Genomic DNA, 23,994 nt, shown 5'->3' with positions numbered 1-23,994 from the left:
CTGCGGGGGCCGTGTTCGCTGCCACAGCCTCGGCTATTTTTTCCACGGGCATGCCTCTTTTGCAGAGTATTGGCGTGGCGGTGATCGGAAGAAGCGCCTGGCATCGGCGATTTACCGGGGACCCTACCCGAGTACCGGCGCCCTCCGCGTCAGAGCGCAGTCATGAGGCGGTAACCATTCATCGAGCCAATGGGATCGGTTCCGGCAGTCCTGGCCGGAAATACTTGATTCGCCTGTCCCGGTGCGGTCGTCGGATATCCGAAGGGATCGAATAGGGATTCATACGGTCAGGTCCGGGGCGTCGCGGATAATTCTCCCGAGGGCTGGGAAGACACCTTTGGGCACCCGCTCACGCTGGATTCATCGAGTGGTAACCCGAATCGTTCGGCACGGCGACGGACCGCATGGCGAGCGGTGATGAGCCTGGCATCCACCGAAACGGAAGTGATTCCTGTGAATCCACTCGCCCGCCGCGCGGACGCGATGCGCGTGCGGTGGCATCCGCCATCCAAAGGCAATTGATTTCCGTATGGATCGCACATACTCTGAGGTGCGTACCATTCCAGGATTACCGAATATTCGTTCGATGGATACACGGCCGGAAAGCTGGCCCGCGGACGTCCTTCTTTCGGACCCGCGCCGCCCCACGCGTACGGCCTTCCACATTTCTCTCACTTTCGCCGCACCCACACTTCCTGGATCCGGCCAGTTCGTATCAAGTGAATACACCACATTTCGTGACGCGCTAGGGAGCGACGGTGGAGTTTCAGATCTTGGGGCCCATGGAAGCCTTCGACGACGGTCGCCCGCTGGCACTCGGAGGGACCAAACAGAAGGCGACCCTCGGCTATCTGCTGTTGCAGGCCGATCGGGCCGTCGCGACCAGTCAACTGCTGCATGCCCTGTGGCCGGTAGGGGAAGCCCCGGTCTCCGCCCGGAAGGTGCTCCAGAACGCCGTATGGGGTCTGCGGCGGGCACTCACCACGTCGGGGCCGCCGGACGGGACACCCGCGCTGGTCACCCAGCCCCCCGGGTACAAGCTGCGGGTCGACCCCGACGACATCGACTTCTTCCGATTCCGGAGCCGGGTGGAGGCGGGCCGGACGCGGCTCGCGGCCGGTGAGCCCGAGCGGGCCGCGCTGACACTGCGCGGCGCGCTGTCGCTGTGGCGCGGCCCCTTGCTGGCGGATGTCGTCGAAGCGGGCATCTCCTGGCCCGAGCTGACCACCGCGCAGAACGCGCGATGGGACGCGATGGAGGACTACTTCGAGGCCGAGCTCGCGTGCGGGCGTCATCTGGCGGTGCTCGGCGAACTGGAGGCCATGGTGGAGGGCATGGCACTTCGGGAGCGCTCCTGCGGGCAGCTGATGCTGGCCCTCTACCGGGGTGGCCGCCAGTCGGACGCGCTCCATGTCTACAGCAGAGTGCGCACGGCACTGGTGGAGAGGCTGGGACTGGAGCCGGGCCGCGACCTCCAGTCGCTCCAGCAGGCGATCCTGGCCCACGACCCCGCACTGATGCTGCCCGGCGCGGACGCCTGCCGGCCGGGCCGGACGGGAGCCGAACTCGCCGCCGCTCCCCGGGCATCCGCCGCGCCACGCGAGGAAACGGTGCCGTCCCAGCGGCAGCCGGCCGACAGCGACCGGTGGACCGTCTACGGCGTTCCCGCACCCGGGGCCGAGTCCGGCGCACGCGAGTGGGTGAGCACCTTGCTGGTGCAGTCCCGGTTCACCGAGGGTGCCGTCGGCGGCCGCGGGGCCGAGGCGGACGATCTGCTCGACGACATCGCCGCACGGGTCAGGGACACCGCCGAGCGCTTCGGCGGCGCGGTCAGCGCCACCCTGGGCTCCGTCACGGTGCTGCTGTTCGGCAACAAGGCGGAGCGTCAGGGCTCCGCCGAGCGAGCGGTGCTGGCCGGGCTGGCCATCGCCGACGAACTGCGGTCCGGCGCGGGGGCGCTGCCCCCGGGGGTGTCGGTCCGCGCCTCGGTGGGCACCGGCGAGGTACTGGTACGCAGCAGACTCTCCGACGGCGCTCCGCTGACGTTCTCCGGGGTCCTGCTCGGCCGGGCGCACGCCCTGCTCTTCCACGCGGGCGACGACGAGATCCGGGTCTGTGACGAGACCCGCCGGGCCACCACGGCGCTCGTCGGCCACCGGCTCGACGACACCACCGGTGAGTGGATCGTCGACGGCGCGCTCGGGGAGGAGTCCCTGCCCACCGTGGAGCGGGAGTTCGAGCTGGGGCTCGTCCGGCAGCTCGTGGAGCTCGCCCGGCACCGCTCCACCTCGCATCTCGTCACCGTGCTCGGCGACGCGGGAACCGGCAAGTCGCGCTTCCTCACGGAGGTCGGCCGGGAGGTGGCCGACCGGTCGTGCCTGGCCCGCTTCCAGGTGCCGCAAGCCGCCTCGGACCCGGCCGCGGCGACCGCCTCGGAGCCGGTCCCGAGCGAGATCCACGCCTTGGAGTGCGCGATGGTCAACGCCCTCTGCGGCATTCTGCCGGGCGACTCCCGGCAGCTCGCGACGGACAAACTCCTCAGTTCCTTCCGCCGGCTGGTCGACCATGACACCGAGGGGCAGGTGGGCTGGCTCAAGGAGTGTCTGATCCCGTTCGTCGATCCCGGCGCGGGCCCGGTCCCGCCGAAGGACACTGCGGTGGAGATCGACGAATGGCGCAGGTTCCTGGAGCAACCGGAGCTGGGGAACCCTCTCGTCCTCGTCATCGACGACCTGCACCGCGCCGACGACGAGTTGCTGGAGTTCATCGACGGGCTGACCGATCTGTGGTGGGTGCCGCTCATCGTCGTCGCGTCGGCCCGTCCGCAGCTGCTGCACCGGCGGCCCGGCTGGGGCGGCGGCAAGCGGCATGCCACGACGATCACACTGGAGGCGCTCTCGGACGCCGCGGTGGACGAACTGGCCGACTTCCTGCTGCTGCCCGCGCTGAGCGAACGCAAGGGGCCCGCCCGGTGGTTCCCCGACCGGGTGAGCGGTGGCCCTGTGGAGAAGCCGGACGAGCGGCGCCGCTATGTCCGCGCCCTGCTGAGCATGGGAGCGCCGCGGCGTATCGTCCGGAGCGCCGACCGGGCCGCGCCCGAGCCCCTGCTGTCGCCGTCCAGCGGGAGGTAGCGGCGGCCCTTCGGCGCGACCTGGCCGTCGCCCTCCCCGGCGAGAGGCAGCTGTGGGGCGCGATGTGACCCGCCGGGCGCCCGGCGGGTCCTCATCCGCCGGTGAACGCCCGCCCGTCCTGGTCACGGAGGATCCCGCAGAGCGTCCGCAGCGCTTCACCGAGCCTGCTGACCTCGGCCTCGGTCAGAAGCACCGACGGTTCGAAGCGCAGGGTGTGCACGGCGCTGGCGGTGGGGAAGGTCCGGACGCGGTGCGCGGTGAGCAGATACCCGGAGACGGCGTACCCGAAGACGCCCGCGCGGGCCGCCGCACGGATCTGCGGCGCTTGCGCCCCGGACTGGTCGTGGAACTCCAGTCCGAGCATCAAGCCGGCGCCCCGGACGTCCTTCACCACCCCCGGGAACTCCTCCCGCAGCGCGGTGAACATCGCGGTCAGCCGCTCGCCCCACTCCCGCGCCAGCCGGTAAGCCCGCCCTTCGTCGGCCTCCAGCAGTTCGAGGACCCGCAGCGCGATGGTGGAGGAGAAGGTGTCCTTCGCGAAGGTCGAGGTGTGCACCAGCTCGAACTCCGGGCGGTAGCGCCTGCCGCGGATCAGGGTCACCGCCGTCTTGGCGATCCCTCCGCCGAGGCTCTTCGCCAGGGTGTAGTAGTCCGCCCGCAGACCGATACGGGAGCTGGCGAAGAAGGCGCCGGTACGGCCCATACCGCTCTGGATCTCGTCGACGACGACGGGACACCCCGCGGCGGAGCACGCGCGCTCGATCTCCCGGGCGGCCTCGGGCGTCATCTCCCGGATACCGCCCTCGCCCTGGATCACCTCGCAGAAGAACGCGCCGAAGACCGGGAAGGACCGCTCGACCACCGCGATCCCGCCGCCGTCGACCACGACGTCGAGGACGGTGCCCCGCTCCCGTTCGAAGAGCTCGCGCAGGGCCTCGGGCCGGTCGACGTCGATGAACCGGGCTGGTGGGGCAAGCGCCGCGAACGGCTCCCGGTACGCCGCGTTGTACGTCAGCTGGACGCTGCCGACCAGTTTGCCGTGGAAGGACCCCTTCAGGGCCAGGACGAGCGGCGGCCTCGCGGTACGCCGGGCGTTCTCCGCGCGGACGGCGGCGGCCAGCCGCTCGAATCCCGCGGCACCCGCCGCACGGTCCTGCGCGACGACGCCCAGGGCGTCGAACGCCGGGGCCGTCACCTCGGCGAGGCCGTCCCGGACCGCGGTACGGGCCTCGTCCAGATGCCGCGCGATCTCCTCGGTCACCGCCCGCAGGGCGAGGACCCGGTCGAACTCGGCGTGCTTGAGCGCCACCTCGATCGATTCGGCGCCGCTGTTGGAGAACACGGAGAAGTAGGGCTCGCTCGCCCCGAACTCACGCTGCGCGATGGCGCTCAGCGTCTTCGCGACCTCGCTCGCGGCAGGCTGGAGCGAGCCCTGCGCCAGGACGGGGCTGCCGGAGTCCAGGAAGTCCCGGGCGGCCCGCACGATATCGGGATGATTGTGGCCGAGGATGAGTGATCCATAGCCGCCCGCGAAGTCGATGACGGGAATCTCTTCGCCCGCCCCGTCGAGGAAGTGGAGGGTATTTCCCCCGCCGCGCACATATTCGACACCGAAACCGAGGGAACCCAGCCATTGGAGCATCATCGGGTCGGCGAGTTCGGTCTCCGGTTCGGATTCGGGGAATGCTGAGGTCCGGTGTGAGGCCATGGCCCGACCATAGCCGCGGAATCCCCGCCACGGTTCAGCCCGCGGTCATGGCCCGGTAACCTCCGCCGCTCCCCCGCCGTGGGCACCGGATGGATTCCCCGTGAACGGCCGACAGCTCCCGGCGGCGGCCGATCGCGGATCTCCTCAGGCGGCCGGCGGCGCCCCGCCGAAGGGGTTGTCGACGGCGAAGCGCCATGCGCCGTCCGCTCCCCGGCGGAGCACGTCGACGCCGGTGCCGTTCATACGCTCCACGCCGTCGGGGGCGGGGATGTCGATGGACCAGTCGACGATCAGCAGCGCCGTGTCACCGGCGACGAACGACTCGCGCAGTTCGGCGGTCATCCGGGGTTTCCACGCGAGGAATTCCCGTAGCGCGTCGGCACGGGCCTGCCCGGAAAGCGGGTTGCCGGGCTCCCACACGGCGATCGCGTCGCTGGTGTAGATACGGTCGAGTGCGTCGAGGTCGCCCGCGTTGAAGGCGTCGAGGAACAGCCTCGCGTGCTCCTGTGGACTTTCGGCGTGAAGGAAGGGCCGCTGGTCGGACATGGCGAGAATTCTCCCACTCTCATCGGCACGGGGCTCCGGACGGCCGGGCACGCTCGAAGGTATCCGACCGCCGTCCGTAACGGCTCATCTCCCGTCAACGAAAAGATCAATGGACTTCCGAACTGTTCCGATTACCGCCCCCTTACCGGTATTCGAGTCGGCCGGAGTACAAATGGTTCCGCACTCCCGGATATCTAGCGGCCGCCGCCGGTGGTCATGAGGGGAATCGCTCGGCCATGAAGAAGATCGCCGTCATTGGGCTGTCCTGCCGACTTCCCGGGGCCGGCGACCCCGGGGCCTTCTGGGACATGCTGAGCACCGGTGGAAGCGGCGTCTCGGACGGGCCGGACGGCCGACGGCGCGGATCGCTCGCCGCCACCGACGAGTTCGATCCCGGCTTCTTCGGCATATCGCCGCGCGAGGCGGCGGCCATGGACCCGCAGCAGCGGCTCGTCCTCGAACTCGCCTGGGAGGCCTGCGAGGACGCCGGTACCGCCCCCGCCACGCTGCGCGGCAGCGGTACCGCGGTGTTCGTCGGCGCCTCGCGCGACGACTACGCGAGTCTGCTCTACCAGCACGGCACCGACGCCATCACCCACCACACCATGACCGGCCTCAACCGCGGTGTCATCGCCAACCGGGTCTCCTACCACTTCGATCTGCGCGGCCCGAGCCTCACCGTCGACACCGCGCAGTCCTCCTCCCTCGTCGCGTTCCATCTCGCCTGCGAGAGCCTGCGGTCCGGTGAGACGGACACCGCGATCGCCGCCGGGGTGAGCGTGAGCGTCCTGGCCGAGCACTCCGTCACCGAGGAACGATTCGGCGGGCTCTCACCGGACGGCGAGTGCTACGCGTTCGACGCCCGCGCCAACGGCTTCGTGCCCGGCGAGGGCGGCGTCGCCGTGCTCCTCAAGCCGCTGGAGCGGGCACTGGCCGACGGGGACCGCGTCTACGGTGTCGTCCACGGCAGCGCGGTCAACAGCGACGGCACCACCCCGGGGCTGACCGTGCCCAGCCGGACCGCCCAGGAGAGCGTGATCAGCGAGGCGTACCGGCGCGCCGGGCTCGATCCGCGCGATGTGCAGTACGTCGAGGCGCACGGTACGGGTACCCCGGTCGGTGACCCCGTCGAGGCGGCGGCGCTCGGCGCGGTACTCGGCGCCGGACGGCCGGACGGCGAGCCGCTGCGGATCGGCTCGGCCAAGACCAACGTCGGTCATCTGGGGGGCGCTTCGGGTCTCGTCGGGCTGCTGAAGGCACTGCTCAGCCTCCACCACCGGGAGCTGCCGCCCAGCCGCAACTTCGAGACGCCCCACCCCGCCATCCCGTTCGGTGAACTCGGCCTGGCCGTACAGCGCGCCAGGACGCCGTGGCCGCGCCCGGACCGGCTCCTCACGGCCGGGGTCAGCTCCTTCGGTATGGGGGGCACCAACTGCCATGTGGCGCTGGGCGCGGGTACACCGCCCGCGGCCCGTGCCGGGGACGCCGTACCGCCGCCCGTACTGCCCTGGGTGCTGTCCGGGCACGGCGACGGTGCTCTGCGGGCCCAGGCGGAGCGGCTGGGCCACGCCGTGCGTACGGGTCCGGACGGCCCGGACCCGGTGGACATCGGCTGGTCGCTGGCCACCGGCCGGGAGACCTTCGAGCATCGCGCGGTCGTCCTCACCGAGACGGGGGAGGACAGCGCGGCCGTCCGGGACCGGCTGCTGCGCGGAGTCGGCGCGCTGGCCTCCGGTACGCCGTCGCCCGAGGTGGTCCGCGGGGTCGCCCGGCCCGGGCGGCTCGCTGTCGTGTTCAGTGGCCAGGGCAGCCAGCGCACGGCCATGGGGCGGGAGCTGTACGCGGCGTATCCGGTGTACGCGGAGACCTTCGACCAGGTCGTCGCGCACCTCGATCCGCTGCTGGGGCGCTCCCTCGGTGAGGTCGTCGACTCCGGCGCCGGGCTCGACGACACGCGTTTCGCCCAGCCCGCGCTGTTCGCGGTGGAGGTCGCGCTGTACCGCCTGGTGGAGTCCTGGGGCGTCCGGCCCGCACTGCTCACCGGACACTCCGTCGGCGAGATCACCGCCGCCCATGTCGCGGGGGTGCTCACCCTCCCGGACGCCGCGGCGCTCGTCGCGGCGCGGGCCCGGTTGATGGGCGCGCTGCCCACGGGCGGCGTCATGATCGCGGTGGCGGCGGCCGAGGAACAGGTGCTGCCCCTGCTGGTCGAGTACGCGGACCGGGTCGCGGTCGCCGCCGTCAACGGCCCCGAGGCCGTCGTCCTGTCCGGTGAGCGGGCGGCCACGGAGACCGTCGCCGCCGGGCTCGCCTCGGCGGGCGTACGGACGCGGCGGCTGCGGGTCTCCCATGCCTTCCACTCCCCGCTGATGGAGCCGATGCTCGACGGTTTCCGGGCCGCCGTGGAAACCCTGCGCTTCCACCCGGCGGCCATGGACCTCGTCTCCACGGTCACCGGCCGGCCGGTGCGCGACGGCGAGATGTCCTCCCCCGGCTACTGGGTCGAACAGGTGCGGCGACCCGTGCGTTTCCTGGACGCCGTACGGGCGCTGGAGGAGGCGGGTGTCACCACCTGTCTCGAACTGGGCCCCGACGGAGTGTGCTCGCCGATGGTCGCCACCTCGGTACGCGACCCCGGGGCGCTCCTCCCGGTCACGGCCCTGCGCGCGGACCGCCCCGAGGCCCTCACCCTGACGACCGCCCTCGCCACGGTGTTCACACGCGGCGCGGCGGTGGACTGGGCCGCCGCGTACGCCGGTACGGACGCCCGCCGCACGCCTCTTCCCACCTACGCCTTCCAGCGCGAACGGCACTGGTTCGACTCCGCGCGCCGGGTGACTCCAGCGCCGGGTGCGACGCCTGAGGTGTCTCAGGCGCTTGAGGTATCTGGCGCCCTTGAGGTACCCGCCGCGCCGGAGGTAGCCGCCGTACCTGAGGTATCTCAGGGGCTTGAGCCGTTTGAGGCGGACCCGGTTCCCGGCCGGGGCGCTCGGGCGGTCACCGATCTGGTGAGCGCCCATATCGCGGCGGTCCTCGGCCACGCCGACCAGCGGCGCGTCGAGCACCACCGCACCTTCGGGGAGCTGGGGTTCGACTCGCTGACCGCGGTGGAGCTGCGTTCGGCGCTGTCGGACGCCACGGGACTGCGGCTGCCGACCGGACTGCTCTACGACCGTCCCACGCCCGCCGAGTTGATCGCCCATCTCGCCGAGCGGCTCGCCGGACAGACCGCCGGGGAGCGCACCGACCCGCCGCCGGTCGGAGCGCCGTACCCGGTGGGGGACGGCTCGGCGTACCCGGCGGGGGACGGCTCGGCGCGGAGGACCGCCACATCGGCCGGTGACGACGACGCGGTCGCCGTCATCGGCATGGCCTGCCGCTACCCGGGCGGGGCCGTCTCCCCCGAAGAGCTGTGGCGACTGGTCGCCGACGGTGTGGACGCCGTCTCGGACTTCCCCGCCGACCGGGGCTGGGCGGAGGACCTGCACGTCCCCGGTGACGGCCGGCCCGGACGCAGCGTCGTGGGCAGCGGCGGATTCCTGCACGACGCGGGGGCGTTCGACGCGGCGTTCTTCGGTATCTCGCCCCGCGAGGCCCTCGCCATGGACCCGCAGCAGCGGCTGCTCCTCGAAACCGCCTGGGAGGCGGTGGAACGGGCGGGCATCGACCCCCGCGCCCTGAGCGGCACCCGCACGTCGGTCTTCGTCGGGGCCACCGCGCTCGACTACGGCCCCCGGATGCACGAGACGGACGGCGGGGCCGAGGGACATGTGCTCACCGGCACCACGTCGAGCGTCGCGTCCGGCCGTCTCGCCTACCAGCTCGGTCTGCTCGGCCCCGCCGTCACCGTCGACACGGCCTGTTCGTCGTCGCTGGTGGCGCTGCATCTGGCGGTGCGCTCACTGCGTTCCGGGGAGTCCACGATGGCGCTCGCGGGCGGCGCGGCCGTCATGTCGACGCCCGGTATGTTCCTGGAGTTCTCCCGGCAGGGCGGGCTCGCCGCCGACGGCCGCAGCAAGTCGTTCTCCGCGGACGCCGACGGCACCTCGTGGGCGGAAGGGGCGGGCCTCCTCCTCGTCCAACGGCTCTCCGACGCGCGACGCGACGGCCACCGGGTGCTCGCCGTGATCCGGGGCAGCGCGGTGAACCAGGACGGCGCGTCCAACGGACTCACCGCCCCCAACGGCCCCGCCCAGGAACGGGTCATCCGCCAGGCGCTGGCCGACGCCCGTCTCGCACCCGCCGACATCGACGCCGTCGAGGCCCACGGCACCGGCACCCGACTCGGCGACCCCATCGAAGCAGATGCTCTGCTCGCCACCTACGGGAGTGACAGGGCAGACCGCGAACCCGTCTACATCGGCTCCCTCAAGTCGAACATCGGCCACGCGCAGGCAGCCGCAGGTGTCGGCGGCGTCATCAAAATGGTCCAAGCCCTGCGCACCGGAGTACTCCCCCGCACCCTCCACATCACCACCCCCACCCCCCACGTCGACTGGACCACCGGCACAGCGGAACTACTCGCCGAGCAGCGAGCATGGCCCCACACCGGCCGACCCCGACGCGCCGCCGTCTCCTCCTTCGGCATCAGCGGCACCAACGCCCACCTCATCATCGAAGAACCCCCACCCGAGACCCCGGTCCCCGTCGCGGCGAGCACCGCGCCCGCCCTCGTGCCCTGGGTGGTCTCCGGCCGCACGGACGCGGCGCTGCGCGCCCAGGCCGTCCGGCTGCGCGAGCGGCTGCTGCGTGACCCGGGACCGAGCCCGGCCGACATCGGGCACTCCCTGGCCACCACCCGTACCGCCTTCGAGGAACGCGCCGTCGTCACCGGGGTCGAGGCCGTCGACCTGCTCTCCGGGCTGGACGCCCTGATCCGCGGCGAGGACTCCCCCCGTCTCGTCCACGGCACCGCCGCCGACCGCACCGCCACCGCGTTCCTCTTCACCGGGCAGGGCTCCCAGCGACCGGGCATGGGCAAGGAGCTGTACGGGACGTACCCCGTCTACGCGGCCGCCTTCGACGCCGTGTGCGCCGCGCTCGGCCCCCATCTCGACCGTCCGCTGCGCACGGTGCTGGACACGGCCGGGGCCGACGCCGCGATCCATACGACCGAGTACGCGCAGCCCGCGCTCTTCGCCTTCGAGGTCGCGCTCGCGCGGCTCCTGGAACACCACGAGCTCGCACCGGACTTCGTCGCCGGTCACTCCGTCGGCGAACTGGCCGCCGCTCATATCGCGGACGTGTGGTCGCTGGCCGACGCGGCGCGTTTGGTCGCCGCCCGGGGCAGGCTGATGCAGGCGTCCCCTCCCGGTGGCGTCATGATCGCCGTCGAGGCGACGGAGGCGGAGACACGTGCGGCGCTGGCGGGCCTCGAACGGACGGTCACGGTCGCCGCCGTCAACGCCCCCGACGCCGTGGTGATCTCCGGCGACGCCGAGGACACCACGGCCGTCGCAGCGGTCCTCGCGGCACGCGGACGCCGTACCCGGGTGCTGCGCGTGAGTCACGCCTTCCACTCACCGCACATGGACGGGGCGCTGGACGAGTTCCGTTCGGTGGTCGGGAGCCTCAGCCCCCGGCCGCCCCGGACCGCGTTCGTCTCCACCCTCACCGGCGAGCAGGCCGACGCCGACTCCCTGGCGTCCCCCGACTACTGGGTACGCCAGGTCCGCGAGCCCGTCCGCTTCCTGGACGCCGTACGGACCCTGGAGGCCCGGGGTGCCGGCATCCTGCTGGAGGTCGGGCCCGACACCGCGCTCGCCGCCCTGGCGGAGCGGTCGCTGGGCGAGGCCGGCGGAGTGACGGTCATCCCGCTCCAGCGGGAGGGCCGCCCGGAGGCCGAGGCCTTCGTCACCGCACTCGGGCGCTGCCATGTGGCGGGCGCCGTCACGGACATGGCCCCCTTCTTCCCCGGCGCTCGCCGGGTCGACCTGCCGACCTATGCCTTCCAGCGCCAGCGGTACTGGCTGCTCCCCGAACCGCGCGGCGACGCCCGGAGTCTCGGTCTCGATACGTCGCGGCATCCGCTGATCTCCACGGCCATGGAACTCGCGGACCGCGACGAGACCGTGCTGACCAGCCGTCTCTCCCTCGACAGTCACCCCTGGCTGGCCGATCACACGATCGCCGGTTCGATCCTCGTACCCGCCACGGCCTTCCTCGAACTGGCCGTGGCCGCGGGTGACCGCAGCGGTGCCGGACAGGTCACGGAACTCACCCTGGAGACCCCGCTCCCGCTGACCGGTTCCCAGGCGGTACGGGTCCAGATCGTGGTGGCCGCGCGGGACGGCCGGGGCGACCGGCCCTTCACCGTGCACGCCGCCCCCGACACCGGCGAGGAGGACCGGCGGACCTGGACCCGGCACGCCTCCGGTCTGCTCGGCGGCGCACCGGCGGCCGTCCCCGAGCCGCCCGGGACCGCGGAATGGCCGCCACCGGGCGCGGTCGCCGTCTCACTCGACGACGTCTATCCGCGCCTCGACGCCCTGGGCCATTCCTACGGCCCCGCTTTCCAGGGCCTGCGCGCCCTGTGGCGGTGCGGCGACGATCTCTGCGCGGAAGTGCGGCTGCCCGGGGAGCCGGACGCGGCCTCCGGCGGGTACGCCGTCCACCCCGCGCTGTTGGACGCCGTGCTCCACCCCCTCGTACTGGCCGCCGCAGGTCCGGGCGCGACCGGTACCGTCGCGCTGCCCTTCGCCTGGAGCGGCGTCACCGTCCACGCCACGGGTGCCACCGAACTGCGCGCCCGGATCTCACCGGCCGCACCCGGCGCGTACCGGCTCACGCTCCTGGACGGCGGCGGCCTGCCGGTGGCCACGGTCGAATCGCTGGTCCTGCGGCCGCTGGCCAAGGACGCCCTGCGCGGCCCGGCCAGTACGGCGGCCGACGCGCTGTTCGGCGTGGAGTGGCGGCGGATCGACGGCCCCGGCACGGACACGGCGCGCTGGACCGGGATCGCGGACACCGGCGAGCTGCCCGATCCGGGGCACGGCGATGTGGTGGTCCGGTTCGGCGGGGGGACGGCCGCCGAGGCCTCGGCCGCGCCCTCCCGGGCGCTGGCCTTGCTCCAGGGGTTCTTGGCGGATGAGCGGTTCGAGGGGTCCCGGCTGGTGTTCGTGACCACAGGGGCCGTCGCCGTCCGGCCCGGCGAGGACGTACCGGGGCTCGCGGAATCGGCGGTCTGGGGACTGGTCCGCGCCGCACAGACGGAACACCCGGACCGGTTCGCCCTCGTGGACCTGGACGTGGGCATCACTGAGTTGCCCGGACCGGGGAACGGCGGTCCGCTGGGCACGGCCATCGCGTCGGGCGCGCCGCAACTGGCAGTGCGGGAGGGCGAGTTGCTTGCCCCACAACTGGCGCGGGCCACCTTGGGCGAACCCACGCCCCCCACGTTCGACCCGGCGGGCACCGTACTCATCACCGGCGGCACCGGAGCACTCGCCAGCGCCCTGGCACAGCACCTCGTCACCGCTCACGGCGTACGCCGACTCCTTTTGCTGAGCCGACGGGGCGCCACCGCCCCCGGCGCCACCGAACTGCGCACCGCACTCGAAGCAGCCGGAGCCGAAGTCACCTTCACCGCCTGCGACATCACCGACCGCGACGCACTCACCACCGCACTCGCACACGTGCCCGCACAACACCCCCTCACCGCCGTCATCCACACCGCTGGCATCCTCGACGACCACACCATCGCCACCATGAACCCCGGACGACTGGCCCGGGTCATGAGCCCCAAGGCGGACGCGGCCTGGCATCTGCACGAACTGACGGCAGGCCTGGACCTCGCCGCCTTCGTCCTCTTCTCCTCCGTCTCCGGCCTCGTCGGCACAGCCGGGCAGGCCAACTACGCCGCCGCCAACACCTTTCTCGACGCCCTCGCCGCACACCGCCGGGCGCGCGGGCTGCCCGCGCTCTCGCTCGCCTGGGGTCTTTGGGACGACGAGCGGGGGATGGGCGGTTCGCTCGACGCCGCGGGCCTCGCCCGGTGGACGCGTGCGGGCTTCCAGCCGTTGCCCGGCGAACTCGCCCTAAAGCTGTTCGACGCCTCGCTCGCGGGAGACCACGCACTCACCGTGCCCGCGCTGCTCGATCCGGCGGCCATCGACGGCACGGCCGGTCCGATGCTCCGCGGACCGGCCCGGAGCCGGGTCGAGCGCCGGACCGCGTCCCGGTCGGCCGGGGAGCCGGACGGGACGGACTCCGGCTGGGCGCGGCGGGTGGCCCAACTGCCGGAGCACGAACGGCTCGCCGCGGCGGCGGACGAGATCCGGGCCCTGGCGGCCTCGGTGCTCGGGCATCCCGACGCCGGCGGCATCGATGCCTCCCGGGCCTTCCACGAGATCGGGGTGGACTCCCTCGCGGGCGTCGAACTCCGCAACCGGGTGAGCGCCCTCACCGGGCTGAGGCTCTCCCCCACCACCGTCTTCGACCATCCCTCGCCGGTCGCGCTGGCACGGCATGTGCTGGAGCGGGTGTCGGGTGAGGTGGCGAAGCGTGACGTCACGAGCCCTGTCGTGGTGGCCGACGACGACCCGATCGTCATCATCGGAATGGGCTGCCACTACCCCGGCGGCATCACCTCACCCGACGACCTCTGGAACCTCGTCACCCAAGGAAACGAAGGCATCACCACCTTCCCCACCAACCGAGACTGGAACCTCGACACCCTCCACCACCCCGACCCCGACCACCCCACCACCACCTACACCCGACACGGCGGATTCCTCCACGACGCCGACCTCTTCGACCCCCACCACTTCGCCATGTCACCCCGCGAAGCCACCGCCACCGACCCCCAACAACGACTCCTCCTCCAAACCACCTGGGAAACCCTCGAAAACGCCGGAATCAACCCCACCCACCTCCAACACACCCGCACCGGCGTCTACACCGGCCTCATGTACCACGACTACGCGACTCGTCTGCCGAGGCGTCCGGCCGAGTTCGAGGGCTTTCTGCTGGCGGGGAACCTCTCCAGCGTGGCGTCCGGGCGGCTGGCCTACGCGTACGGGCTGGAGGGTCCGGCGGTGACGCTCGACACCGCGTGCTCCTCTTCGCTGGTGGCGATGCACCTCGCCGCCAACGCCCTGCGCCAGGGCGAATGCGACCTCGCCCTCGCGGGCGGCGTCACCGTGATGAGCAGTCCCGACACCTTTGTGGAGTTCTCACGTCAGCGCGGGTTGTCGGTGGACGGCCGATGCCGCTCCTTCGCCGCCGACGCCGACGGCACCGGCTGGTCGGAGGGCATCGGGCTCGTCCTCCTCGCACGCCTCTCCGACGCACGCCGCGACGGACACCGGGTGCTCGCCGTGATCCGCGGCAGCGCCGTCAACCAGGACGGCGCCTCCAACGGCCTCACCGCCCCCAACGGCCCCGCCCAGGAACGCGTCATCCGCCAAGCACTCCACAACGCCAACCTCACCCCCGCCGACATCGACGCCGTCGAAGCCCACGGCACCGGCACCCGACTCGGCGACCCCATCGAAGCCCAAGCCCTCCTCGCCACCTACGGACAAGACCGCGCCGACCGCCAACCCCTCTACATCGGCTCCCTCAAATCCAACATCGGCCACACCCAAGCCGCCGCAGGCGTCGGCGGCGTCATCAAAATGGTCCAAGCCCTCCACGCCGGACAACTCCCCCGCACCCTCCACATCACCACCCCCACCCCCCACGTCGACTGGACCACCGGCACAGCGGAACTGCTCGCCGAGCAGCGAGCATGGCCCGACACCGGCCGACCCCGACGCGCCGCCGTCTCCTCCTTCGGCATCAGCGGCACCAACGCCCACCTCATCATCGAAGAACCCCCACCCGGACCCGTGATCACCGCACCGGCGCCCGTCGCCGCCCTCCCCTTCTTCCTCTCCGCCGACGACGGGACCGGAGTCCGCGCCCAGGCCGCCCGGCTGCACGCCCATCTCGTCAAGGAGCCGGAACCCTCGCTGGTGGACATCGGATGGTCGCTGGCGACCACCCGCGCCACGCTCAAGGAACGGGCCGCTGTCGTCGGCGCGGACCGGGACGGGCTGCTGGCCGGGCTGGACGCGCTCGCCCGGGGTGAGGACGACGAGCGGGTGGTACGCGACGACAGCGCGACGGCCCGGGGCAGAACGGTGTTCCTCTTTCCCGGGCAGGGCAGTCAGCGGCCCGGGATGGGCCATGAGCTGTACCAGCGGGTACCACTGTTCGCCAAGCACCTCGACACCGTCTGCGCCGCCTTCGACGACGAACTCGAACACCCCCTGCGGGACGTGATGTTCGCGCCCGCCGACTCCGCCGCCGCACTCCTCCTGGACCGGACCGACTTCACCCAAGCCGCGCTGTTCGCCCTCGAAGTGGCGTTGTTCCGACTGGTCGAGCACCACGGTCCGGCCCCCGATCTACTGCTCGGCCACTCCCTCGGGGAGATCGCCGCCGCCCATGCCGCCGGGGTGTTCTCCCTCCAGGACGCGTGCGCTCTCGTCGCCGCGCGGGGCCGCCTCATGCGGGCCGCCCGTGACGACGGGGCGATGGCCGCCCTCCAGGTCTCGGAGGACGAGCTGCGACAGACCCTGGCGGGCTACGGCGAACCGGCCCCGGTCTCGATCGCCGCCGTCAACGGGCCACGGGCCACGGTCGTCTCCGGCGACGCGGAGACCGTCGGGGAGGTCGTACGGATATGGCGTTCCCGGGGTCGCCGGGCCAAGCGGCTGACGGTCAGCCATGCCTTCCACTCCGCGCACATGGACGGGACCCTGGCGGAGTTCCGGTCCGTGGCCGAGCGCCTCACCTTCCATGAACCGCGTATCCCTGTCGTCTCCAACATCACCGGCGAACCCGCCGCCGGGGAACACACCTCACCCGCCTACTGGACCGAGCACATCCGCCGCCCCGTGCGCTTCCACGACGGGATGCGGTACGCGGAGTCGGCGGGCGTCACCGACCATCTGGAGCTGGGGTCCGGTGTCCTCACCGCGATGGCCGCAGGGTGTCTGACCCGTGAGGCCGGTGCGATGGTGCCCCTGCTGCGGCCCGGACGGCCCGAGCCCGTCGGCGTGACTGCGGCGCTGGCGCTGCTCCGGCTGCGCGGCGCGGCCCTCGACCCGGACACGGTGTTCCCCGGCGGGAGCCGGGTCGCGCTGCCCACCTACGCGTTCCGCCGCGATCGCTACTGGCTCACCGCCCCGGCCGCCGAACCGGCTGACGCCAGGGAGCTCGGCCTTGAGCCGGCGGAGCACCCTCTCCTCGGGGCCGCGCTGACCGTCGCCGGCCGGGACGTCCGGATCTTCACCGGCCGGATCTCGCTGGAGACGCACCCCTGGCTGGCCGGTCACTCGGTCCATGGAGCCGTGCTGTTCCCCGGATCGGGTCTGCTGGAGCTGGCTCTGCGCGCCGGTGCCGAGGTCGGGCTGCGCCGGGTCTCGGAACTGACGCTCACCGCCCCGCTGGTGCTCCCGGAGAGCGGCGGCGTACGCGTCCAGCTGGTGGTCGGTGAACCCGGCGAGGACGGTGGCCGGGCGATCGACGTCCATGCCCGGCCCGACGACGAGGTCCCCGGACGCGCGTGGACGGCTCACGCGAGCGGACGGCTGACAACCGCCGGGCAGACGGCGTCCACCGCCGACAGCCAGGAGCCCTGGCCGCCCGAAGGCGCGGTCGAGGCGGATCTCGACGGCGTGTACGAGCGGCTGGCCGAGGCGGGATTCGGGTACGGGGGCGAGTTCACCGGGCTGCGCCGGGTCTGGCGGGCCGGGGACACGGTCTACGCCGAGGTGGCCCTGGAGGAGCGGTTCCGGGCCGACGCCGACCGGTTCGTCGTTCATCCCGCGCTGCTGGACGCGGCGCTGCACCCCTTGCTGCCGGGGGTCGTCGACCCGCAGGCCCCGCCGAGGCTGCCGTTCGTCTGGAGCGGTGTCGAGGTGGACGCGGCGGGCCCGGCGGCACTGCGGGTGCGTCTGACGGCCACCGGTCCGCAGCGTGTCGCCGTGTCGCTGGCGGACATGACGGGTGCGCTCGTCGCGTCGGTGGATTCGCTGGAGCTGCGTCCGGTGAGCCGGGACACGGTTCGCGCCGCCGCCGATTCCGTACGGGACGGGCTGTTCACCGTCGTGTGGAAGCCGCTCGCCGCCGGGCCGTCGGAGAACGGCCAGGCACCGGACGGCCGTGCGCGGGCCGAGGCCGTCGGTGACGAACTGCCGCCGCCCGACGGCGGTGATGTGGTGGTGCGGATGACCGTCGCGGATGTGCCTGACGACACCCGGCGGGCCGTGTCGGTGACGACGGCCCGGGCGCTCCGGCTGGTGCAGGGGTTCTTGGCGGATGAGCGGTTCGAGGGGTCCCGGCTGGTGTTCGTGACCACCCGGGCCGTCGCCGTCCGGCCCGGCGAGGACGTACCGGGGCTCGCGGAGTCGGCTGTCTGGGGACTGGTCCGTACCGCGCAGACGGAACACCCGGGCCGGTTCGCCCTCGTGGACCTGGACCAGCCGGACGCCCCGGTCCCGAGCTCGCCGGAGCCCCAACTCGGCGTACGGAACGGCGAGCTGTTCGTTCCACGGCTGACGCGGGCCGCGCCCCCCGGCGAACCCACGCCCCCCGCGTTCGACCCGGCGGGCACCGTACTCATCACCGGCGGCACCGGAGCACTCGCCCGTGTCCTCACCCACCACCTCGTCACGACCCACGGCGTACGCCGACTCCTCCTGCTGAGCCGACGCGGCGCCAACGCCCCAGGCGCCACGGAACTGCGTACCGCACTCGAAGCAGCCGGAGCCGAAGTCACCTACACCGCCTGCGACATCACCGACCGCGACGCACTCACCACGGCACTCGCGGCCATCCCCGCCCAACACCCCCTCACCGCCGTCATCCACACCGCGGGCATCCTCGACGACCACACCATCGCCACCATGACCCCCGGACAACTGGAGAAGGTGCTCCGGACGAAGGTGGACGCGGCGTGGTATCTGCATGAGCTGACGGCCGGCCTGGACCTCGCCGCCTTCGTGCTGTATTCGTCCGTGGCCGGTCTGCTGGGCACGGCGGGTCAGGCCAACTACGCCGCCGGGAACGCCTTCCTGGACGCGCTGGCGACGGACCGTCACGCGCGGGGACTGGCGGGATCGTCGCTGGCCTGGGGACTGTGGGAGGAGACGGGCTCACTGGCGGGGCAGTTGTCGGCGGCGGATCGCCGGCGGCTGGCCCGGCTGGGGCTGGTGCCCGTCGCCTCCGCCGAGGCCATGGAGCTGTTCGACGCGACTGTCGCGAGCGGTGCCCCGGTCACCGCTCTGACCAGGCTGAGCACCGCGGCTCTGGGGGACATGGAGGGGTGGCCGCCGCTTCTGCGGGGGCTGGCGCCCACCGGGCCCGCTCGGGGAGCCGGGGTCCGGAGCGGTTCCCCGGCGAGCGGGTCCCCGCTGAAGGCGGGGCTGTCCCCGGCGGAGGCGCGGAGAGCGGTCGCCGAAGTGGTCCGCACCCATGCCGCGGGCGTGCTCGGACACGCTGACCCGTCCGCCCTGCCGGGGGAACGCGCCCTCCAGGAAATGGGCTTCGACTCACTGACCTCACTGGAGCTCCGCAACCGGCTCGCGGCGGCGACCGGGCTCCCGCTGCCGGTCACGCTCGTCTTCGACCATCCCTCGCTGGACGCGCTCACCACCCATCTGGTGGAGCGGGTGTCGGGTGAGGTGGCGAAGCGTGACGTCACGAGCCCTGTCGTGGTGGCCGACGACGACCCGATCGTCATCATCGGAATGGGCTGCCACTACCCCGGCGGCATCACCTCACCCGACGACCTCTGGAACCTCGTCACCCAAGGAAACGAAGGCATCACCACCTTCCCCACCAACCGAGACTGGAACCTCGACACCCTCCACCACCCCGACCCCGACCACCCCACCACCACCTACACCCGACACGGCGGATTCCTCCACGACGCCGACCTCTTCGACCCCCACCACTTCGCCATGTCACCCCGCGAAGCCACCGCCACCGACCCCCAACAACGACTCCTCCTCCAAACCACCTGGGAAACCCTCGAAAACGCCGGAATCAACCCCACCCACCTCCAACACACCCGCACCGGCGTCTACACCGGCCTCATGTACCACGACTACGGCTCGCAGCTCCGGACCATCCCAGCGGATCTGGAGGGCTACTTCGCGAGCGGGAACGCGGGCAGTGTCGCGTCCGGGCGCGTCGCGTACGCATATGGGCTGGAGGGTCCGGCGGTGACGGTGGACACCGCGTGCTCCTCGTCGCTGGTGGCGATGCATCTCGCGGCCAACGCCCTGCGCCAGGGCGAATGCGACCTCGCCCTCGCGGGCGGCGTCACCGTGATGTCCACACCGCGCTCGTTCATCGAATTCTCGCGTCAGCGGGGGCTGTCGGTGGACGGCCGATGCCGCTCCTTCGCCGCCGACGCCGACGGCACCGGCTGGTCGGAAGGCGTGGGCCTGGTGGTGGTGGAACGGCTCTCCGACGCCCGGCGGCTCGGCCACCGGGTCCTCGCGGTGGTACGCGGCAGCGCCGTCAACCAGGACGGCGCCTCCAACGGACTCACCGCCCCCAACGGCCCCGCCCAGGAACGGGTCATCCGCCAAGCACTCCACAACGCCGGTCTGACCCCCGCCGACATCGACGCCGTCGAAGCCCACGGCACCGGCACCCGACTCGGCGACCCCATCGAAGCCCAAGCACTCCTCGCCACCTACGGACAAGACCGCACGGGACACGAACCCCTCTACATCGGCTCACTCAAATCCAACATCGGCCACACACAAGCCGCCGCAGGCGTCGGCGGCGTCATCAAAATGGTCCAAGCCCTCCACGCCGGACAACTCCCCCGCACCCTCCACATCACCACCCCCACCCCCCACGTCGACTGGACCACCGGCACAGCGGAACTACTCGCCGAGCAGCGAGCATGGCCCGACACCGGCCGACCCCGACGCGCCGCCGTCTCCTCCTTCGGCATCAGCGGCACCAACGCCCACCTCATCATCGAAGAACCCCCACCCGAGGCGGAGGCCAAGCCCTCAGCCGCCCTGCCCGTACTGCCCTGGGTGGTCTCGGCGGGTTCGGCCGAGGGGCTGACCGCACAGGCGCGTCGGCTGCACGCGGCGGTGTCGGGGGCGGACGGCCCGGCTCCGTTGGACGTGGCGTACACCCTGGCCACCGGCCGGGCGGCGCTGGAGCACCGGGCGGTCGTCGTCGGCGCGGACCGGGCGGAACTGGTGGCCGGGCTGGGCCGACTCGCGGCCGGGGGCTCCGCGCCCGGTGTGGTCCGGGGCGTGCGCACGACAGGCGGAACGGCCTTCCTCTTCCCCGGGCAGGGCAGCCAGCGGAACGGGATGGGCCATGAGCTGTACCAGCGGGTACCACTGTTCGCCAAGCACCTCGACACCATCTGCGCCGCCTTCGACGGCGAACTCGAACACCCCCTGCGAGACGTGATGTTCGCGCCCGCCGACTCCCCCACAGGCCCCCTCCTGGACCGGACGGCCCTGACCCAACCGGCGCTGTTCGCCTTCGAGGTCGCGCTGTCCCGGCTGATGGAATCGTGGGGTGTACGGCCCGACTTCGTGGCTGGTCACTCGGTGGGTGAGGTGACGGCGGCGCATGTCGCCGGGGTGTTCTCCCTCCAGGACGCGGCGGTCCTGGTGGCGGCCCGTGCCCGGCTGATGGAGGCGCTGCCCCCGGGCGGGGCGATGGTGGCGGTGGAGGCCACCGAGGACGAGGTGACGCAGTCCGTGGCGCGGTGGCCGGGCCGGGTCTCGGTCGCGGCGGTGAACGGGCCGCGCTCGGTCGTGGTGTCCGGCGACGAGGACGCCGTGCTGGCGGTGGCCGGCGGGCTGGCCGCGCTGGGCCGCCGGACCCGTCGGCTGACGGTCTCCCACGCGTTCCACTCGGCGCGCGTGGACGGGATGCTGGAGGAGTTCGGGGAGATCTGCGAAGGTCTCACCTATCACGCCCCGCACACCCCGGTGATCTCCCATCTCACCGGTGGACCCGCCGACGCCCGCGCCCTCATGAGCGCCGCCCACTGGGTCCGGCACGTCCGTGAGCCGGTCCGGTTCGGCGAGGGGGTGCGCGCGCTCGGCCGGGCGGGCGTGGCCAACTACGTCGAGGTCGGCCCGGGAGGCGTACTCACCGCGCTCGCCGCACAGACGCTGGACGAGCCGGAGGACGGACAGCTACACGACGACGGGCGGGACGGAGTCGGCGTCGTTGGCGTCGCCCTGCCGCTGTTGCGACCGGGCCGGCCGGAGAGCGAAGCTCTGCTGACGGGTCTGGCGGAACTGCACACACGCGGTGTGCCGGTCGACTGGCCCGCGTTCTTCCGGGAGAGCGGCGCCCGCCGGACCGGGCTGCCCACGTACGCCTTCCAGCGTGAGCGCTACTGGATCACCGCCGACCCCGCTTCCGAAGCGCCCGGCGGGCCCGGTTCCGCCGATGCCCCGCAGCCGTACGCCGATGGGCTCCTCCAGATCGGATGGCGACCGGTCACCGACGCGACGCCCGGAGCGGCGGTGCGGTGGGCGGTCCTCGGGTCCGGGTTCGGCGCCCATGGTCTGGAGCACCACGACACCTTCGCGGATCTCGCCGCCGCCCGGTCCGGCACGCCGCCCGACGCCGTTCTGACGCGCTGGGCACCGCCGGGGCCCGTCACCGAACCGTCGGAGGCCGTGACCGCGCTGTCCGAGGCCGTGGCCGAACCGTCCGAGGCGGTGACCGCACCCTCGGAAGCCGTGACCGGGCTGTCCGAGGCCGTGACCGCGCCATCAGGGACCGTGACCGCACCCGGCGCCGTCCACGAAGCGGCTCATCGCGCGCTCGCCCTGGTACGGGAGTGGCTGGCCGACGACCGGCTCGCTGCGGCCCGGCTCGTGGTGGTGACCAGCGGCGGCGCCCGGACGGGTCCCGGCGACCCGGTGGACCTGCCGACCGCGACCGCCCTCGGGCTGCTGCGGTCGGCCCAGACGGAGCACCCGGACCGTATCGTCCTCGTGGACCTGGAGAGCTCAGAGGCCACCGCGAGCGCCAGGAGCACCGACGGCACCGGCCCTGGTGAGCTGCCGATCGAGCTGTTCACCAGGGCCCTTGCCTCGGGCGAACCCGCGATCGCGGTGCGTGGCGGACGGCTCCTGGCGCCCCGGCTGCGTCCGGCGGACGCCGTGGACGCCGTGGACGCGACGGGCGTACGCGTACCGGCACGGGCGCTCGACCCGAACGGCACCGTACTGATCACCGGGGGCACCGGCGCGCTGGGGAGCTTGTTCGCGCGTCACCTGACCGTGCGTCATGGGGTGCGCCGTCTGCTGCTCCTCGGCCGCCGGGGCGAGGCAGCCCCTGGCGCGCGGGAACTGGCGTTGGAGCTGACGGAGTTGGGCGCCGAGACGATGTTCGCGGCCTGTGATGTCGCCGATCGGGCCGCGCTCGCCGGGGTGCTCGGCGCGATCCCGCCGGAACATCCGCTGACGGCGGTCGTCCACGCGGCGGGCCTCCGCGACGACGACGTGGTCGACTCACCCGGCGCCGACCGTCCCGACACCGGCCATCTCCATGCCGACCGTCTGGACGCCGTGCTGCGGCCCAAGGCCGACGGCGCCTGGCAGTTGCACGAGCTGACCCGGGGCGCGGACCTGGCGGCGTTCGTCATGTTCTCCGACGCGGCCGGTGCGCTGGGCGCGCCCGGACGCGCGGACCAGGCGGCGGCGAACGCGTATCTCGACGCGCTGGCGGCCCATCGGTCCGGGTGCGGGCTGCCCGCGCTCGCCATCGCCTGGGGCGGCTGGGATCTCCCGGAACGCTCCGGCACCGGCCAAGGGCGTCCCGTCGGGCGGGAGTCCGGGCCGCGCGAGGGGTTCCGGCCGCTTCCGGCGATCGAGGGCACGGCGTTGTTCGACGCGGCGCTGGCCACCGGTCACGCCACGCTGGTCGCCGCTCCTGTGGATCTGCCGGTGCTGCGTGCGCGGGGCACCGTACCGGCGCTGCTGCGCGACCTGGCCGGGGTCCCGAACGGCGGGGCGGTCCCGACCGGTTCGCTGGCGCTGCGACTGGCGGGAGCCGGTGACGACGAGCGGCGCCGGATCGTCCTGCGGCTGGTGCGGGACCGGGTCGCGGAAGTCCTCGGCGGGGGCGACCCGGGATCCGTACGGACCGGGCAGGCCTTCCATGAGATGGGGTTCGACTCGCTGACCTCGCTCGACCTGCGGAACCGGCTCAAGACGGAGACCGGACTGGCGCTGCCCGCGACCCTGGCCTTCGACCATCCCTCCCCGACGGCTCTCACCGAGTACCTGCTCACCGCCTTGGCCGGGGCAGGGCCGGTCGGGCCGAAGTCCGACCCGGTGCTGGTGGGGCTGGACGGGCTCGAAGCCGCGATCTCCGCCGCCGGGCCCGCGGCCGTCGAGCGGCCCGTGGTCGCCGGACGGCTGCGGGCGCTGCTCGCGCGGCTCGGCCCGGCAGCGGAGGCAGAGGCGGCGGAGGCGGACCAGGAGGCCGACGCGGGCTCCCGGCTCGCCGATGCTTCCGCCGAGGAGGTCTTCGCCCTCATCGACGGCGAGCTGGGCCGTGGCGCCGACTGAACGGCGTGGCTCCACGGCACCTCCGGAGACCCAA

General features: G+C 72.7%; 4 protein-coding genes. 2 read left to right on the top strand and 2 right to left on the bottom strand.

Annotated elements, in window-relative coordinates; translation table 11 throughout:
• The first annotated feature begins 758 nt into the window (after positions 1-758).
• Positions 759-3,131 (top strand): BTAD domain-containing putative transcriptional regulator, encoded by a 2,373-nt coding sequence (locus tag OG711_RS36855; RefSeq protein WP_329563180.1) that lies wholly within the window; start codon positions 759-761, stop codon positions 3,129-3,131.
• Between the two features lie 91 nt (positions 3,132-3,222).
• On the opposite strand, the gene OG711_RS36850 is transcribed toward OG711_RS36855, so the two are convergent.
• Together OG711_RS36850 and OG711_RS36845 are read right to left on the bottom strand one after the other, a co-directional pair.
• The gene (locus tag OG711_RS36850) at positions 3,223-4,839 is read right to left on the bottom strand and encodes an aspartate aminotransferase family protein (RefSeq protein WP_329563178.1); all 1,617 of its coding nucleotides are present in this window, start codon (positions 4,837-4,839) and stop codon (positions 3,223-3,225) included.
• A gap of 144 nt (positions 4,840-4,983) precedes the next feature.
• Positions 4,984-5,385, bottom strand: a complete 402-nt coding sequence (locus OG711_RS36845) for a YybH family protein (protein ID WP_073788348.1) — start codon at positions 5,383-5,385, stop codon at positions 4,984-4,986.
• 236 nt (positions 5,386-5,621) lie between these two features.
• Here OG711_RS36845 and OG711_RS36840 point away from each other — a divergent pair, with 236 nt between their 5' ends.
• A complete protein-coding gene (locus tag OG711_RS36840) occupies positions 5,622-23,960 on the top strand; it encodes an SDR family NAD(P)-dependent oxidoreductase (protein WP_329563176.1) in 18,339 nt (6,112 codons plus the stop codon).
• Positions 23,961-23,994 lie beyond the last annotated feature (34 nt).

It is taken from the genome of Streptomyces uncialis (assembly GCF_036250755.1).
In the GTDB taxonomy this organism is placed as follows: domain Bacteria; phylum Actinomycetota; class Actinomycetes; order Streptomycetales; family Streptomycetaceae; genus Streptomyces; species Streptomyces uncialis.
The sequence above is the reverse complement of the archived record's forward strand: the minus strand, read 5'-3'. Positions and strand labels throughout refer to the sequence as shown.